The following is a 17,046-nucleotide window of genomic DNA, read 5'->3' as shown; positions in this document are numbered from 1 at the left end:
GTTACAAAAAAGCCATCAAAAAGCTTAGATTTATAAATTAGAGGTAAAACATGAATTCATCATTGTTTAAAGAAGTCATTATTCTCTTTAAATTTGTTCAAGACTTCTTCTTAGGAATCCAAAAACTTTTAACGCCTCCCAAGGCTTTTTCTTGGCAAACACTAATCTATTTAAGTGTTTTTTCTTGGGTAATGTCATATTTTTCTCTAGGCTATATAAGAGATATAATTGCATTTTCAGGTTGGGTCTTCTTAATGGCAGGTACAGCCTGGTATACCACCGACGATCCCTTAAGAGTTCCCGGAACTTTTATGCCAGTAGGAGCATTGATAACTGGATTCTTAGTCAGTGTATTTGCTTTTAGACAGGATCTGAATTTAGTTACACCTAAAACCATAGTTTTTTGGCCAACAATTTCTGCAATCATTACCGCAATACCAGAATTTTTTGTAGGCACAGGTACAAAATCAAAAGCTACTCTTCCTAAACAGCAAGACCGCCAAAAAATAATCATTTTGATTGCTTGGTCAATGCTAATAAGTTGTTGGCTTCAGTTTTACTTTGTCATGGATAAATGGTTAAAAGAATATCCCACTTTACTAGTAGATAATTTTCAACGTAGCACCTTTGTAATTAAACTAGAGCCAAAAGCCAAAACGCCCCAAAATGGAGCGATGATTTTGAATAAAATTCAGCCTTTAATAGAAGAACAAATAGTGACGCGACCTTGGTCAGAAGTAGAGAGATGGCTATTAGAAGCAAACCAGCAAGTAGGAAACTTGGGTAAAAGAATGATCGACAAAAACCTGGTAAAATATGAAGAACAAGAACTATGGCGGGTTGAACCCCGTGTAGTCAATGTCGATTCGGGATATAGATTAGATATCCTCAGTATCTGGACAGGGCCTAGTGCAAATGCACGGGGTTTTTATCTCCAAAAATCCTGTCGTATCCAACCAATTGCAGCCGTCAAGCAACCAGAGAATAAAAACGCAGTTGCAGGAATTGAATGCGATCGCACCAGCAAATTTTTCCTCGGCGCACCACCACCACAGCAGTAGAGGAGATGGGGGTGATGGGAAGGCAGGGGGAGAATTACACTATTATCAATTACCAATTACCAATTACCAATTACCATGAATATAACTAGAACCTTTGTGATGTCAAAAAATGTGTTTCAGGAAGTGATACGCGATCGCATCCTGTACATCATTGGTTTTTATGCACTCATACTTGCTATCGCTAACCGGGCAATTTTTGAATTTGCAGCCACAACCCAAGACAAAATATTTTTAGACTTTGGTTTAGCAACAATGAACGTAATCGGTTTAATTGTTGTTGTTTTTATAGGTACAGGATTAGTTAATAAAGAAATTGAAAAGCGCACTATTTTAATGTTAATTGCCAAACCCATAAGTCGTAGTGAATTTATCACTAGTAAATACTTAGGTTTATCCGCAGTTCTAGCTGTAATAGTTGCCGCTATGACAGCCATTTATCTGGGATTTTTACAAGTTGGTAAAATGTCTTATCCAATTTTCAGTATTTTGATTGCTGCATTTTTCTTGTTTTTGCAGTTAACCTTAATTACAGCAGTAGCTATCACATTAGGAGTTTTTACCAGTTCTCTCATAGCCACAGCTTTAACATTTGCCGTCTATTTAATGGGGAATATTACCCAAGATTTAGTCGCACTTGGTCGTTTGAGTCAAAACCCAGGTGTAGAACGCTTCACACAAGGTTTATATCTTATACTCCCAGATTTATCTCGTTTAGATTTGAAAAATGATGCTGTCTATGGATTGCAAGCAATACCTGACACAATGACATTAATTGGTAATGCAGGCTATGGCTTGATGTACAGTTTCATGCTACTAGCAATTGCCATCTTAATCTTCTTACGACGAGAGTTTTAAATAATTCGTAATTCGTAATTCGTAATTCCTCCTCATCTCCGTGTCTCCGCGTCTCTGTGTCTCCGCGTCTCTGTGTCTCCCCATCTCCCCATCTCCCCATCTCCCCATCTCCCCATCTCCCCATCTCCCCATCTCCCCATCTCCCCATCTCCCCATCTCCCCATCTCCCCATCTCCGCGTCACCGCGTCACCGCGTCTCTTCATCTCTCCAAGTTCTTAACTGCAAATAAACTAGTAACAAAGTAACAATTAATAACACCGTGGCCGCAGCTGCGGCATAACCAAAATCAAATTGACCAAAAGCTTCTTGGTAAGTGTAATAAACCAGCAAATTAGTAGAATTTAAAGGGCCACCACCCGTAATCACATAAACAGGCTCAAAACTTCGTAATGTAAAAATAGCAGTCGTAACAGTGGCAAAAATTAAAGTCGGTTGCAGTCCGGGTAAAGTAATATGCCAAAATTGTTGCCAAGCATTAGCTCCATCTAATTCTGCTGCTTCATAACGACTCAGAGGAATTGCTTGCAACCCAGCCAAAAAAACCACCATATTGAAACCTATTTGTTTCCAAATACTAAATAAAATGATGACTGGCATTGCCCAAAAAGTATCTCCTAACCAAGATATTTCTGGAATAGAAAATATCTTTAAAAGCTCATTTACAGGCCCCGTATTTTGAAACAACCAGCGAAATCCCAAACCAGCGGCCACAAGAGAGGTAATTGAAGGTAGAAAATAAGCACTTCGTAAAATTAAGAGCCAAGCTAGGGAGCGATTTAATAACACTGCTATTCCCAAGGGAATTACCAAACTGGGAACAAGGCTACCAAGAGTAAAATAAACTGTGTTAAAAATAACTTGCCAAAAGTCAGAGTTTAGTAACAAACGCCAATAGTTTTTGAAGCCAACCCAATGAATGCCATTAGAAGTGAAAATACCCGCAGTAAAACTGAGATAAAACAAATAAGCAATTGGCCAAATTATAAACACTCCTAACAAAATCAGTGCGGGTGTTAGAAAAACCCACGCAGCAACTGTATCATTATCTAGTAGTTGCAAACGGGAAGAACGGAATGTTTTCATGTCAATATTGGTGATTAAATGTTTATCTATGTGATTTTATCTACATTTTATGAGTCAAGATTCTCCCATTGATGCTGCTAGTCTGATTTCTCCTGATATTTCTAGCCAACAAATACAACTAGGCACTCCCTTGAAACTGGGGATTATGGCTTCTGGAAATGGCAGCAATTTTGAAATAGTTGCCCAAGCTATCGAGGAAGGAAAATTAAACGCCCAAATTCCAGTTTTAATTTACAATAATCCCGACGCTAAGGTAGCAGCAAGGGCAGCAAATCTAGGTGTGGAAGCTGTACTTTTAAATCACCGAGACTACAAAAACCGCAAAGACTTGGACAGGAAAATTGTGCAGACATTGCGGCAGTATGATGTAGATTTGGTAATTATGGCAGGCTGGATGCGTCTGGTGACAGAAGTATTAATTGATGCTTTTGCTCACAAAATTATCAATATTCATCCCAGCTTATTACCTAGTTTTAAGGGGGTTCGGGCTGTAGAACAAGCTTTAGAAGCTAGGGTAAAAATTACTGGTTGTACTGTGCATCTCCTGTGTTTAGAAATGGACAGTGGTCCGATTTTGATGCAAGCAGCAGTACCTGTACTCCCAGATGATACAGCAGAAACACTTCACGCTAGAATTCAAGTTCAGGAACATCGAATTTTACCATTAGGGATTGCCCTAGCTGCTCAAACTCATTTGTAATTAACATCTTAATTACGTAATACCTTGTATAAATGCTAAAATCCTCAGTTATAAATTTAGGATATCTCCATGCCAGTTTTAACTAATCCAATCAAGTTTGGTACAGATGGCTGGCGAGGCGTGATTGGCGAAGAATTTACCTTTGAACGCCTAGCCTTAGCAGCAACTGTTGCCGCCAAAGTGTTACATAACACTTATTTTTCTACGGTTGGTAGTCGTACAATCATTGTCGGTTACGATCGCCGCTTTATGGCTGAAGAATTTGCCCGTGTGGTTGTTGATTCTGTTACGGCTGCTGGCTTTGATGTACTATTTAGCGCAACTTTTGCCCCAACTCCAGCATTTAGTTGGGCTGCTAAAGAACTCAATGCTTTAGGGGCGCTAGTGATTACAGCCAGTCATAATCCTGGTGCATATTTAGGACTAAAAGTTAAAAGTGCTTTTGGCGGTTCCGTACCACCGGAAGTTACTAAGGAAATAGAAGGGTTGTTAATGGAGGAAGTTCCACTTGCAGCTACCCCAGGGAAGGAAGAGAAGTTTGATCCCTGGCCAAGTTATTGTCGAGCATTAGAAGGTAAAGTTGATATTGACAAAATTAGGCAAGCAATAAAATCTGACAAATTAACATTATTTGTCGATGTTATGCACGGCGCAGCGGCTGGGGGACTAGCAAGACTATTAGGGGAACAAGTAAAAGAAATCAACAGCAACCGTGATCCCCTATTTGAAGGTGGTGCGCCAGAGCCTTTACCTAAATACCTTTCTCGGTTATTGACAGTAATTAAAAATTATGGGGAAACCAATAAATCAGGTTTAACTGTGGGGTTGGTATTTGATGGAGATTGCGATCGCATTGCCGCAGTAGATAAAGACGCAAATTTCCTCAGTTCCCAAATATTAATCCCCATATTAATTGACCACCTCACCCGCAGGCGTAACTTTACCGGCGAAATCGTCAAAACAGTTAGCGGTTCTGACTTAATTCCCCTTGTTGCTAAATTACTGAATTTGTCTGTATTTGAAACCGCAGTTGGTTATAAATACATTGCTGACCGAATGTTAGCTACAGAGGTATTACTAGGTGGTGAAGAATCCGGTGGCATAGGCTACGGTAGCCATATTCCCGAACGAGATGCCCTACTATCAGCATTGTATGTGTTAGAGGCTGTTGTAGAATCCGGTTTGGATTTAGGTGAATATTATCGCCTCTTACAACAACAAACTAATTTTAGTTCAACCTATGATCGCATAGATTTACCCTTAGCCAATATGGACGTGCGAGGACGGTTATTGCAACAATTGCAAAGCCAACCTTTAACAGAAATTGCTGGTAAAGCAGTAATTGATTGCAAAACAATTGACGGTTATAAATTCCGCCTCGCTGATCAAAGTTGGTTAATGATTCGCTTTAGTGGAACTGAACCAGTTTTACGTCTCTACTGCGAAGCACCCACATTAGAACAAGTCCATCAAACCCTTGCTTGGGCAAAAACTTGGGCTGAATCTAATTAATGAGTAATGGGTAATGGGTAATAGAATCAACAAACAATTACCCCTTACTAATGACTAATAACGTAAGAATTCAGGAGTCAGGAGTCAGGAGACGCTACGCAGACCTATGGCTTACGCCACGCTGCGCTATCGGTTCAGAAAGCTTATGAAATGAAGAATAGAGAGAAGCAAGATTTTATCAAAATCATTAAATTTGACTCGAAAAGTCTTTATTCTCCTGACTTAGAGAAGTCTCTATCCTGAATACTTACCTAATAACTAATAACTAATGACTAATGACTAAATTACTCGTAGTAGCCACAGGAAATCCCGGTAAGTTAAAAGAAATGCAAGCTTATTTAGCTGATTCGGGTTGGGAATTAACTCTCAAACCCGAAGATTTGGACGTGGAAGAAACAGGGGAAACTTTTGCAGCAAATGCTTGTCTCAAAGCCTCTGAGGTTGCTATAGCTACGGGAAATTGGGCGATCGCAGATGATTCTGGTTTAAAGGTAGATGCCCTCAATGGTTCACCAGGTGTATATTCTGCCCGTTATGGTAAAACAGATGCGGAACGGATTTCTCGGTTATTACGGGAATTAGGCGATACACAAAATCGTCAAGCACAGTTTGTCTGTGCAGTCGCAGTTGCAAATCCTCAAGGGGAAATAGTTTTGCAATCTCAGGGTATTTGTAAAGGTGAAATTCTTTATTCAACCCGTGGTGATGGTGGTTTTGGTTATGATCCCATTTTTTATGTCCCAGAAAAACAATTGACTTTTGCCGAAATGTCACCGGAGTTGAAAAAGTCAATTAGTCATCGTGGTAATGCTTTGAAAAGTTTAGTTCCGCAGTTGGTGAAGTTGGTGGGGTGAGGGTTTTTTGGGGTTATTCGTTTTCTATCGGGGATGTTTTTAACGAACCGCGTATCCCTGTTAAGTAGGTGGACGGGGAAAAACAGAAATATGTAACGAAAAGTAAAATTGGCTCAAAACCTCTTCCCTGTTCCCTTGTCATAACGACAATTTTCAACGCCAACCTACTTAACATGAGCTAATTGTTTTAATTCATAGCTCTAATTTACTATGTTAAAAATTTAGTTTTGTCAGTCCAATTCATTATTATAATTTATCGTAATAACCGATTGTGACAGTTAAGGGTGCGGAATGTGGGTTACTAAGATAGCTTAGACGGAGCGAATTTATTACCTAAACCTTGCCTTTGATAGATGCCATATAAAACTCAAAAGGGCATAACCTTAAGTTAGAGAAATTTGATCGCAGCGCTTAGTGTTTCTTTTACAAGCAAACATTTTCATGAGAATTCTGATGGTTGAAGACGATAATTTGCTTGCTCAAGCTGTAGCAACGGCTCTTGTCAAACAAAATTATGTGGTTGGACTTTGTCAGGTAGTACGTAACCATCCGTACAGGAAATTCCTGCCAGTGCTGTTCCTGGTTGATAATTTATCAGCAGATATTGTTGAGCAAATATTTGCGAGCGGTGCTGATGATTGTGCGAACAAAATTATTAAACAATCACAACTAATCACTCGAACATTGAACCGTATAAAGCGAAGATAACTATTTAAAAACATAGATTTAGTAAATAAAAATAACCAAATATATGAATAAACCTGCAAAACAGCCAACTAAAAAAACTTTTTGGAGTAAGTTTAGTACAAATACACTAGTTCGCTTCTTACTATTTACTGCTTGTGGTTGGGTATTAGTAAAAGTTTTCTGGTATTTCAAAAATGTAGTTTTTATATTTACCTTTGCGACAATTTTAGCACTCATTCTTAACTATCCTGTGCGCTACTTAGAAAGGTTTGTGAGGCGAGGTTTTGCCTTGGGTACAGTCATGGTTATCAGTTTATTAACAATAATTTTCCTATTTGTATTTGTTGGTAATACTTTGGTTACGCAAATACAAGAATTAGCAGGTTTACTATTACAAATTATTAATTCTAACAACAATCCTGTTAATGAATTACAAAGTGCATTAGCCGCTCGAAATATTCAAATAAATTTAGAGGCAGTAGAAACACAAATTCGCAACTGGGTTGTGTCTGGTATAAACATTACGTTAGGCTTTTTGCCCAATTTATTAGAAAGTTATGTCGGATTTATCATTATTATTGTAGTTGCCTTTTTTATGCTGACTGATGGAGAAGAAATCTGGCAACTGATTCTTAATAAGATTCCCGATAATCAACGCGAACGCTTTGCAACAGCTATTCAAAAAAACTTCATTGGTTTTTTGCGAGGTCAATTGCTAATATCATTTATTCTTAGTATTGCCACTTTTTTAGTTTTTGCACTTTTTCTTGTTCCATTCCCATTCTTGCTAGCTTTGACTGTGGGAGTTTTTGACCTGATTCCCGGTATCGGAGCTACGCTAGGAGTTAGCTTAGTTTCTCTAGTTATCTTAGTACAAAGCGGTTGGATTCTTAGTATAAAAGTCTTAATAACTTGCATAGTTTTGCAACAAATTCAAGATAATTTGATTGCACCTCGTGTAATGCAAAGCACAGTTCACTTAAATCCCATAGTGGTATTTTTTGCTCTTTTAGTTGGTAGAGAAATAGCTGGTTTATTAGGAGTATTTCTTTCTATCCCCATTGCTGGAGTAATTGTGAGTTTGTTAGAAATTGAGGAATTACAAGCTAATTAAAAAAATAAAATTTTCGATTACGTGAGATGCCTGAATTATTATGCGCGAAACCTCAGAAGTTAGCTATCACAATCAAACCACAAAAGGCGCTGCTGATGTTAGAGATGAAGAAAAATCTTGACGATACCTCATCCCCTAATTCAACAACGCCTACTCTCTAACAATTCAACGCTTACACGGCTTCCGTGTTCTTTTCCCCAGTCCGAATCCGTACAACTTGCTCAACAGGGGAGATAAAAATCTTACCATCACCGATTTCACCAGTCCGGGCTGCGGCGATAATTTTATCAACCACCATATCTACTTGGTGATCTTCAACGACGATTTCCACCTTCAGTTTTTGCAGAAACTCAACGGTGTATTCCGAACCACGATAGCGTTCAGTTTGACCTTTTTGTCGTCCAAAACCACGGACTTCAGAAATAGTCATCCCCACGATTCCCGCATTAACTAGGGCAATTTTCACCTCATCCAGCTTAAATGGACGGATAATAGCTTCGACTTTTCTCATTTTTTCAATTCCTAACTTCTAAGAGCATCGTTTATAGAAAAACTCGGTAAGTGTAAAACTCAGTCCCTTTAGGGCTGAAATCTAAGCAACACTTCGGCAGTCTCAGTGACCACTCGTGAGACTTTAGTCTCAGTGATATCAAATCCGTTTGAACAACCACGCTAAAAATAAGCTATAAACATTTTGTTACAGGATTGAAACTATGTGCATTTTACCGGATTTGTATCACTCGTGATATAATCATCCTGTCAAGGTGTAACTCCTTTAGCATCGTGAAACAGTTAAGACATACTTTCAGCTAAGAATTCCAGATTAGTTGTCTAAAGCTGTAAGTAGGGCTTGCTGTTCGTGGAGCGTGCCGTTAGGCATATAAAGATAGAACCTAGATTAATCAAGGGATTGAGGTTGGAAAAAGGGAAACAAGGTGCAAGGAATAGACATCAAACCCATCAAAAACTGGTCACTTTTGTCCCAAAACAACTATTTAAAAGCTGTTTCTAATTCTGACTCCTGAACCGATAGCGCAGCGTGGCGTAAGCCATAGGTCTGCGAAGCGTCTCCTGACTCCTAATCCCTAACGAAAAGACTTTTATGCCTACGGCACGCTACGCGAACAGCAAGCCCTAACTATAGAGCTACTTGTTTAACTTGAGGTTGATGTATTGTATTTCACCACTGCTCAGGTGTCTAGACTCACTGACTCTGTTCTTGAAGGAGCGATCGCCAATCTGTAATGGCTTGTTCCGTCCACAGCCAATTCTGAGCCAATTTATCGATCGTAAAGTTGACTGGTTCGTTCTCAATCACAGTTTGACGCAGCTTAATGGCTTCTTTAATATATTGCCCTTGTTTGGCAGCAGATTGGTTATTTGCAGATTTATACAAACCCAAGGCTAACCCCGCATAGGAAGTTAAAGCCTCCTGGGGCATAACTAGATTGGGAGATGGTGTTGCTGTCGAAGTGGGATTCTGGGACTTGAGGGCTAAATTCAAAGCCTTGAACCAAGCATCATTAGCCCGATTGAGATTTCCCTCCGCATAGTAAGCAAATCCCAAAGCATTGTTATATAAAACCGAATCTGGCTGATCCCGCACGGCAATTTCCCAGTAACGACGGGCATCATCAATGCTATATTTTTTATCGCTTGTTTGGGCAAATTGCCAAGCTAATCGACCACGTAAAAAGTTGACAGATGGCTCATCAATTTGTTTAGCGGGAATCAGCGCCAAAGCAGTTTCTGCTGAAGCTAAAGCGCCACGATTCAGTAGTTCATCTACAGCATCCAGCCCAGGTTGTAAATTCCCTTGACTCAATTGTTCTGTAGCCGTAGCTGTGACAATTCCCGTAGGTGACTTTGTTAAGTCAATGGGTACTTGTTTACCCTTAACAAAAGTCTGAGTAGGAATAGGTGGGATTTCCGAAACTACCGACCTGCGATGATACCACCACCAATTTAAACCAATAATCAGTGCGATCGCACTTGCACCCACAATGCCCAAAATTGGCCACAACCGACGCTGACGGCGACGTAGTTGCTGCATTGGTGGTAATGTGGGTGGTAGCTGAGAATTTCCTTGATTCCCTACCACAATTGGAGCATTTGGCACAATTTCACTAGGCTTATCTACTAGCCAGGCCTCTAAATCCTCATTCACCTGTGAAGACTGGCTGGCAGGGCTATGATTGTCCCGTACTGGTGGCTCTAGTTCCTCAGTTATGGAAGTTTCTTCAGTTGAGGCTTGGGGATTACCTATCTGACGAAACAAATCAGCAACAATTGCCGAATCCTCATCATAACCAGGGTTATCATACTCAATCTCATCCAAAAGATCCCCCCACGTATCATCCCCTAGCCAATCTAACTCAGAAGCATCCCGTCCTAAACCAGAGGGCATGATATCCTCCATAGCTAAAGGCATTTGGGGATCATCTGTCACCCCCGAATACATCGAATTAGCAGATGTTCCCAGGGATGACTGATATTCATTGAGTACCTCAGAACTGGCAAACAAACCAATTTGCGGGGTAAGAAAGCCTTCAAATTCCCGCTGGAGATACAACATCGGTAAAGCCCAGTACATCTGGTGAGAACCATAGGCAGAAATTAAGCCCTGACGCACCCTACTCACACACAAATCCAAGGGATAGCCTTGGCTTAAATTGCGGTAAAACAATTGTGTTAAAGTCAGCGCCACTTCATCAGGAATCCGTTCTGACATAGCCAAAACGCTCCTTAGACCTCTTTTCACCAAGCTTTCAGTTAGGTTGCGTTCTCCCGTCTCCCCAGAGGTATCAGACTTAGCTCTGTATGCTCCCAAGCAGGAGTTAAACACTGCCATTTGAATATTATTATTCACCAGCAAGCCGGCTAAATCATCACCGCTGAGGGTTTCTGTTAAGCCAGTTCTGCGACTGACTAGATAAATTTCCCCCCCATTAGCCCCCAAGTTACTATGACCAGAGTAGTGCAGAACATGATATCGTCCCTGTTCTAGGGCTTGGGTTAACTCTTCTCTTCCTGGTTGATCGAGGATAGTCAGTTCAATTTCTGGGACATAATTGCCATTTTCCGTCCGGGAGCTTTGGCGATGAAGTTCTGCTTGCAGGTCAATTGCTTCTTGTTTGAGCAAATCAAGACGCACTTGATCAGTGGGGGAAGAAATGATCATCAATACTTTCACTCCACTTTCTTCCTGTGGGGTGGGAAGGTTGCGTGTTGGGAGTCGTGATGTGGAGTGAATTCCGCTTTGATAACGCGAAAAAGTGATATAAGGCCCAGTAGCTAAAGGACGATCGCCTGCGTGCATCACTTCCCAAGGTAAACGCGCTAACCTAGTATCTTTGAGTCCCAAACGCAAACGCAGTACCTGCTGCTGATTCTGGGCAATTCCTTGGGCAGTAATCCAACTATCTCTCAGAGTTCCTTGAAATAGTGCATTATACAATTGCTGACCCAGCGCCACCAAGTTCACAGAGTTCCTAGCAATGACATCACCCTGTAACACTAACTGTAATGGGTCATTCATCAAATGTCCTGCTGCCGCTAACCACTCAGCGACCGGCCAAGTCACCAGTTCTTCTGCCAATGGCACCCCAGGCGCGACTTGTTCCGTCCGCACCAAGTAGTCATTTTGCCCTACTGGAGTTACGGAAATGTGAAATTCCTGGGTCACAACTTCTCCTGTTTGCCTCCTAAATCCACTTTAAACTGCGAAAGTCTCTAGTCTGGGTTTTCCGCTTGCTGATAATCTAGATGCTTATTGTCACAGAATGTTTCTGATTCGGCGTGGTTTCGCTTGTTTTGCTGATAGAACTTTATCCGGATGGGATTACTTCAGACTAGAACACTTTATTGGTAGATGCACCTTGATCTTCAACTCCCCTGGTAGGCTAACACCCGCCTAGGGGTTTTTTTAATTTTGGCAAAAAAAGTAATCTCTGACCCAAGAATTTCTTCTCACACAATAGTAGTTTCAAATCCTGATAACTAACTCCCCTAACCAGCTAACAACGACAGGAATTTTTTCCGTAAGTGCCATACAGCGACATTTGGGCAAATTCATCCGGAGCATAGTGGTTCAACTCAGAACGTTTAATTGGTAGATGCACCCTGATAACTAATCTCCCCTAGCTGGCTAACACCTCTGGGGGTTTTTTCTTGAGTTCACACACAACAAATAACGAAGATACAACCCAATTGATCCGGAGCATGATATTAAACTCAGAACATTTAATTAGTAGATGCACCCTGATAACTAATCTCCCCTAGCTGGCTAACACCTCTGGGGGTTTTTTCTTGAGTTCACACGCAACACCCATGATGCACTTTAATTGTTCCGGAGCATGACATTAAACTCAGAACATTTAATTGGTAGATGCACCCTGATAACTAACCTCCCCTAGCTGGCTAACACCACTAGGGGTTTTTTGTGGTTAATATCAATCATACTACCGCTCAATCAAATCTAGATTAATCTCCAAATTATTGTTTGTAATGGGTCTAGCACTACAGAAATCAACGGTAATTGATCAGGATTGAAAATCCAGAATCCAGGATAAATAATAATTTATCTATACTTTATCTGAAGTAATTCCACCTTAAAACCAGTAAGCCAAGTTAGATTTGTATAGATTTAGAGGTGGCTTTTTTACACCTTAATTCTTAAAAACTTTATCCGGATATTGTCAGTTAAACCAAGAACATTGAATTGGTAGATGCACCCTGATTACTAACTCCCCTAGCTGGCTAAGACTAACTGGGGGTTTTTTCTTAATAAATAAAAACCAACTGACTGGGGAAAAATTATCCGGAGGATTGTGCCACACCTGAGAACATTTAATTGGTAGATGCACCCTGATAACTAAGCTCCCCTAGATGGCTAACACCTACTGGGGGTTTTTTCTGGATAAAAGCTGGTTTTGGATACCATCTGATTCACACTGGGCTGTAGCAATATTATTTTTTTAGTTGCTACTTGCTCTGTTTCCCCCAGTCTAACCCTGTTTTGTGCTAAAGGTAAAGCCCCGTTTCTTTCCTGCTTTCATTCTATTTTGATCCGAAGCTATGACTCTAGAATGATCGCCGCGATATATAATAGGACTCTTAATTATTTTTATAGAATTAATGTCTTTGTGTTGTATCTTGCCATCTGTTATCATTTTATGACATTACAAGAAATTTTGACAAGAAAGCTAGAGATTCTAGAGCGATATGAGTTTATCTGTGATTAAGTTCTCTTCAGAAGAATGCGGCATCTGCCACAAGATGTCTTTTTATGACAAAAAAGTAGTTGAGGAACTGGGTTTGCTATTTATCGATGTGAAAATGCAGGATACGGCGACTTATCGCCAATACCGCCAGATTTTGTTACGCCAGTATCCTGATAAGTCACAAATGGGATGGCCTACCTATATTATCTGTGATTCACCTGAAGCCGAATTTCAGATTATCGGTGAGGTTAAAGGGGGACATCCTAAAGGGGAATTCAGAAGTCGGATTCAAGAACTGTTAGATTCTACTGCTGCTAATCAGAACTAATTACTTCAAAGGATTTTACCTCTAAAACAGGGCCAATCATGGCAATTGTCATGACATCTTCCCGTACCTGTCCTGTAACTTTGGCTTTTTGTCCTGATTTGAGTAAGCTTTTATCAGCACCTTTGAGTATTTCGTAGGTAACGCCTTCGTCTGTAAATAACGCCCATGCGCCCATACCAATATTACGACGTTCGATAGTACCTGTAACTGTAATAGTCATTTGTTATTTGTTAGAGAATAGGGAATAGGGAATAGGCAAGAGTAAGCAATTACCTCTTACCCATTACCCATTATTTAAGCTGTTTGTTTCTCGTCTTTCAATGCTAAACGTACCAGTCCGTAACAAAGTAGGGCATTAACGATGAGGAAAATACGGGCTAATTTACCATCTCCTAATCCCCAAACTGCGGGATCATAAATGGCACTGACTGTTAAACAGGCGGCTATTCCCAAGCTTGAACCAATGGCAAACCATTTCCAATTGGGATGTCCTAACAGTAATACTATCAACGTTAGGGGAATTAGCACGGAAGCAAAGATGGGATTTAAAGCACCTGTTCCCTGTATACTGTTGCCTAGTTCAGGAATGGAACTACCCAAAACGCGGAAAGGCCATTGGGGAAGATCAAAGATATAAATTCCTTTGAGGAAGAATAACCCAGAACTACCAAAAATTAACCCACTGGATAAAGGCCAACTCCAACTGAAGGGGAAGTAAACCCGTAAGAACCAAGCGAGGAGATAAGAACCTACTACCATGAATATTTTAGGTAATAGTGCGATCGCTCCGCCATCTATCCAAAAACCGGGGTTGATATAGCCGTTATCCCGTAACCACCGGAAGAAATCAGGAAAACTGATTTGTCCTTGGGTTGCTAGTTTAACTGCGGCTTCGGCGTTAAGTTGTCCAGCGCCATAATAGTTCAAACCGTCATCTTGAATAACTCTGGCTGATTGTTGGAGAACTTTTAAAATTTCATCTGTGTCTGTAACTCCCGCTGCTTTAATTAATGCTGCCACACCGGCAACGTGAGGGGAAGCCATGCTGGTTCCTTGGAGTCCTAAAAATACACCTTCGCCATTTTCGTCAATAGTTTCTTGGAGAATTGAGCCGGTTTCACTCCCCCCAGGGGCTGAGATATCTACGCCAGCACCATAGTTGGAATATTCAGCTTTTTCTCCATCTGGGCCAAAGGCGGAAACGCCGATTACATGGGGGTAACGGGCTGGATAACTAGCGCCATTAGTGCTTTCATTTCCGGCAGCGGCAATGATGACTACACCTTTTCTGTGGGCATATTCGATGGCTTCTTTCATCAGTTGGCTTTCACCACCACCACCTAGACTCATGTTAATCACGTCTGCGCCTTTATCGGCGGCAAATTTGATGGCTTCGGCAATATCGGCAACTGTTCCTGAACCATAGGCATTTAGCACTTTTAAGGGCATGAGGCTGGCTTCGTAAGCCACTCCAGCTACACCATAGTTGTTATTGGTGGCTTGGGCTACTGTACCCGCTACATGGGTTCCATGTCCGTTGTCGTCGTTGGCTACTTCGGTGTCGTTGACAAAGTCGTAGCCTTTGACGAATTTTGTCTCGGCTAAGTCGCGGACTTGGGTAATGCCGGTGTCAATAACCGCAACTTTAATACCACTACCTTTGGTTAGATTCCACGCGCCTTCTATGCCAATTTTGTGCAGGTTCCACTGTTTGCTGTAATATTGGTCGTTGGGACCAATTAATGAAGGATTGACTGGTTCGTTTTCTAAGGCTGTGGCTTTACCTTCGGGAACTGTTTTATAAATGTAATTTGGCTCGATGAATTCTGTGGCTTTAGCAAAGGGAGATTTTCTGAGGTTTTGCAACCGTTGGCCATCGCCTTTGATAATATACACATTGTCCGCTGCTGAATATTTATTATCCAGTTGCGGTGTAACATTATATTGTTGTGCGATCGCTTCTAAATCCTTTTGAATGACGGTTTCTCCAATATCTTCCCGAAAATCTAGCAAAATTGTCTCAAAGTCACCTTTAGCTGCCAGTCCCTGAAAATTCAGAAACCCAAATACAGCAGCAGTCAGTCCGATGACAAACAAGCACAATAATATAAGTTTTTTCATCACCGCTTCTTGTCAGTTTGCTCACTACGATAACTCATAATAGGAAGTATTAGGGATCATCCCTGGCATTAAAACGAGGCAGCTTTGTCATACACTGTAACCAGTGCTTGCATAAGGTTAAGACACTGCTGTGAAGTCATGGTGTGTGGTTGTAAGGTAGTAGATGTAGAATACTTTAAAATCAAATTTCTCACTTCCTGAGAGTTTAAATTGCTAAAATTTACTGCTTTCATAGACCAAATACCAAAAAGACGACTTTCGATGGGGATACATTCAATCAATTCAGGTGTATGATGGCGGGTGTCAAGGGCAATGCGATGGTAAGTTTTACTCACTATTTTGCGATCGCCTTCCAATATCTGCAAAAATATTGAATCACCATAACAAAGCAGTCCTGTAATCCCGTCTGATTGGTTGTTTCTCTCGGATTTCTCCATGATATCTTTGAGATCGTGATATCCGAGATCAGGTTTTGCATAACTACTATAAATTAGGCGGTATAAATTCATCATTGCTCCTAGTTGTTTTGTATAATAGCTTTATTGTCTATTAACTTGGCATTACATCCCTCTCAATACCAATATTATTGATTAAATTTTGAGTCTTGAGTTACTTGTAATTACTGAATTTCCTAGTATCTAATCCATTAGAGTTGTTGGCTATATTAATATTGCATATAGCGGTAGCCAAGTGAGTGAAATCCGAAATAATTCTTGAAATCATTTTCCACTCAGGACTTTGGTGTTCTGATCTAATCAAGAACAGTTATAATTTCAAAGGATTGGTCTATTTATGCCAAACTATATTTTTCAATTGGTGTTTGGCAGATTTTAGAGCCTGAGTATTGATTGGGAAGATGGGAGAGATGACGATAAACTCTACCCTTTTGCCTGTTTTCTAATTAGAAATTACGAATTACGTTGGCGTAGCCTGCTGTAAGCACTATTACGAATTATTATGGAACGTGGTCTTTTATGGTTGCCTTTGTTAGTAATATTTTTCTGGTTAGCTTGGCAAGGTTCACAGGAATATCAGAAACTTGAAGCTTATCGAATTTGGGCAGAACAATTTGAACGCTCTAAATATGATATTTATGCAGTATTAGCTCAAAAAGATAATGATATCACTTGGGGAAAACCTACAACGAAAGGACCAATTGCATTAGAAACTTTTTCTTTATTGGATGTTCAAGAAATCCGCTTTTTAGTAAATGGTAATACAGTAGATATAGAAAATCCACCCCAAAAAGGTCGTCAAATTGAATTAGAGTTTTTATTGAATACTACTAAATCAATTCGTGTGCCGTTTACAGAAATTCCCCTGGCAGCAGAATGGGGTAAGTTTTTGCAAAAGTATCCGGCAAAATTCATTTGATACCAATTTTATCTGAGGCTGCACATAATTCTGAAATCTATGGATTTATCTGTCTTTATCCGCGTTTATCTGCATGCATCCGCGTACCCTACGGGAAGCAAGCCACAATTATTCTAAGCAGCTTCATATTAATC

At 40.4% G+C, this 17,046-nt stretch carries 16 protein-coding genes; 9 read left to right on the top strand and 7 right to left on the bottom strand.

What is annotated here, in order from left to right:
* The first annotated feature begins 50 nt into the window (after nt 1-50).
* Together fraD and H6G59_RS01725 are read left to right on the top strand one after the other, a co-directional pair.
* A complete protein-coding gene (fraD, locus tag H6G59_RS01730; RefSeq protein WP_190711444.1) occupies nt 51-1,061 on the top strand; it encodes a septal junction protein FraD in 1,011 nt (336 codons plus the stop codon).
* Between the two features lie 75 nt (nt 1,062-1,136).
* On the top strand, nt 1,137-1,916 hold the full coding sequence (locus H6G59_RS01725) for an ABC transporter permease (protein ID WP_190711443.1): 780 nt from the start codon (nt 1,137-1,139) through the stop codon (nt 1,914-1,916).
* On the opposite strand, the gene H6G59_RS01720 is transcribed toward H6G59_RS01725, so the two are convergent.
* Both H6G59_RS01720 and H6G59_RS01715 read right to left on the bottom strand, forming a co-directional pair.
* The gene (locus H6G59_RS01720; protein WP_190711442.1) at nt 1,899-2,120 is read right to left on the bottom strand and encodes an isopentenyl pyrophosphate isomerase; all 222 of its coding nucleotides are present in this window, start codon (nt 2,118-2,120) and stop codon (nt 1,899-1,901) included. The two genes, H6G59_RS01725 and H6G59_RS01720, sit on opposite strands and share 18 nt — an antisense overlap.
* Entirely contained in the window at nt 2,104-3,000 is an 897-nt protein-coding gene (locus H6G59_RS01715) for a carbohydrate ABC transporter permease (RefSeq protein ID WP_190711441.1), read from the bottom strand. Before H6G59_RS01715 ends, H6G59_RS01720 begins: the two co-directional genes overlap by 17 nt.
* A gap of 49 nt (nt 3,001-3,049) precedes the next feature.
* Here H6G59_RS01715 and purN point away from each other — a divergent pair, with 49 nt between their 5' ends.
* From purN to H6G59_RS01690, 5 genes are all read left to right on the top strand, one after another.
* On the top strand, nt 3,050-3,700 hold the full coding sequence (gene purN / locus H6G59_RS01710) for a phosphoribosylglycinamide formyltransferase (protein WP_190711440.1): 651 nt from the start codon (nt 3,050-3,052) through the stop codon (nt 3,698-3,700).
* Nucleotides 3,701-3,769: 69 nt separating this feature from the next.
* Entirely contained in the window at nt 3,770-5,212 is a 1,443-nt protein-coding gene (locus H6G59_RS01705; protein WP_190711439.1) for a phosphoglucomutase/phosphomannomutase family protein, read from the top strand.
* A 275-nt stretch (nt 5,213-5,487) separates the two neighbouring features.
* Nucleotides 5,488-6,066, top strand: coding sequence for an RdgB/HAM1 family non-canonical purine NTP pyrophosphatase (rdgB, locus tag H6G59_RS01700; RefSeq protein ID WP_190711438.1), 579 nt, complete (start codon nt 5,488-5,490; stop codon nt 6,064-6,066).
* 453 nt (nt 6,067-6,519) lie between these two features.
* Complete coding sequence (locus H6G59_RS01695) at nt 6,520-6,774, top strand: PleD family two-component system response regulator (RefSeq protein WP_190711437.1); 255 nt, start codon at nt 6,520-6,522, stop codon at nt 6,772-6,774.
* 43 nt (nt 6,775-6,817) lie between these two features.
* A complete protein-coding gene (locus H6G59_RS01690; protein ID WP_190711436.1) occupies nt 6,818-7,867 on the top strand; it encodes an AI-2E family transporter in 1,050 nt (349 codons plus the stop codon).
* A gap of 172 nt (nt 7,868-8,039) precedes the next feature.
* Here the strand turns inward: H6G59_RS01690 and H6G59_RS01685 are convergent, their stop codons facing one another.
* Nucleotides 8,040-8,378, bottom strand: coding sequence for a P-II family nitrogen regulator (locus H6G59_RS01685; protein ID WP_016953382.1), 339 nt, complete (start codon nt 8,376-8,378; stop codon nt 8,040-8,042).
* A gap of 693 nt (nt 8,379-9,071) precedes the next feature.
* Nucleotides 9,072-11,552 (bottom strand): cell division protein HetF, encoded by a 2,481-nt coding sequence (gene hetF, locus H6G59_RS01680; protein WP_190711435.1) that lies wholly within the window; start codon nt 11,550-11,552, stop codon nt 9,072-9,074.
* Between the two features lie 1,538 nt (nt 11,553-13,090).
* Between hetF and H6G59_RS01675 the strand changes: the two genes are divergently transcribed.
* Nucleotides 13,091-13,417, top strand: a complete 327-nt coding sequence (locus H6G59_RS01675; RefSeq protein ID WP_190711434.1) for a thioredoxin family protein — start codon at nt 13,091-13,093, stop codon at nt 13,415-13,417.
* Here H6G59_RS01675 and H6G59_RS01670 read toward each other — a convergent pair.
* The 3 genes from H6G59_RS01670 to H6G59_RS01660 form a co-directional block, all read right to left on the bottom strand.
* A complete protein-coding gene (locus H6G59_RS01670) occupies nt 13,404-13,637 on the bottom strand; it encodes a hypothetical protein (RefSeq protein ID WP_190711433.1) in 234 nt (77 codons plus the stop codon). The two genes, H6G59_RS01675 and H6G59_RS01670, sit on opposite strands and share 14 nt — an antisense overlap.
* A gap of 74 nt (nt 13,638-13,711) precedes the next feature.
* A complete protein-coding gene (locus H6G59_RS01665) occupies nt 13,712-15,538 on the bottom strand; it encodes a S8 family peptidase (protein WP_190711432.1) in 1,827 nt (608 codons plus the stop codon).
* A 68-nt stretch (nt 15,539-15,606) separates the two neighbouring features.
* Nucleotides 15,607-16,050, bottom strand: a complete 444-nt coding sequence (locus tag H6G59_RS01660) for a BLUF domain-containing protein (protein WP_199331882.1) — start codon at nt 16,048-16,050, stop codon at nt 15,607-15,609.
* Between the two features lie 445 nt (nt 16,051-16,495).
* Here H6G59_RS01660 and H6G59_RS01655 point away from each other — a divergent pair, with 445 nt between their 5' ends.
* On the top strand, nt 16,496-16,912 hold the full coding sequence (locus H6G59_RS01655) for a hypothetical protein (RefSeq protein ID WP_190711431.1): 417 nt from the start codon (nt 16,496-16,498) through the stop codon (nt 16,910-16,912).
* Nucleotides 16,913-17,046 lie beyond the last annotated feature (134 nt).

Source organism: Anabaena lutea FACHB-196 (assembly GCF_014698305.1).
Lineage (GTDB): Bacteria > Cyanobacteriota > Cyanobacteriia > Cyanobacteriales > Nostocaceae > Anabaena > Anabaena lutea.
This window is presented reverse-complemented; position numbering and strand designations above follow the sequence as displayed.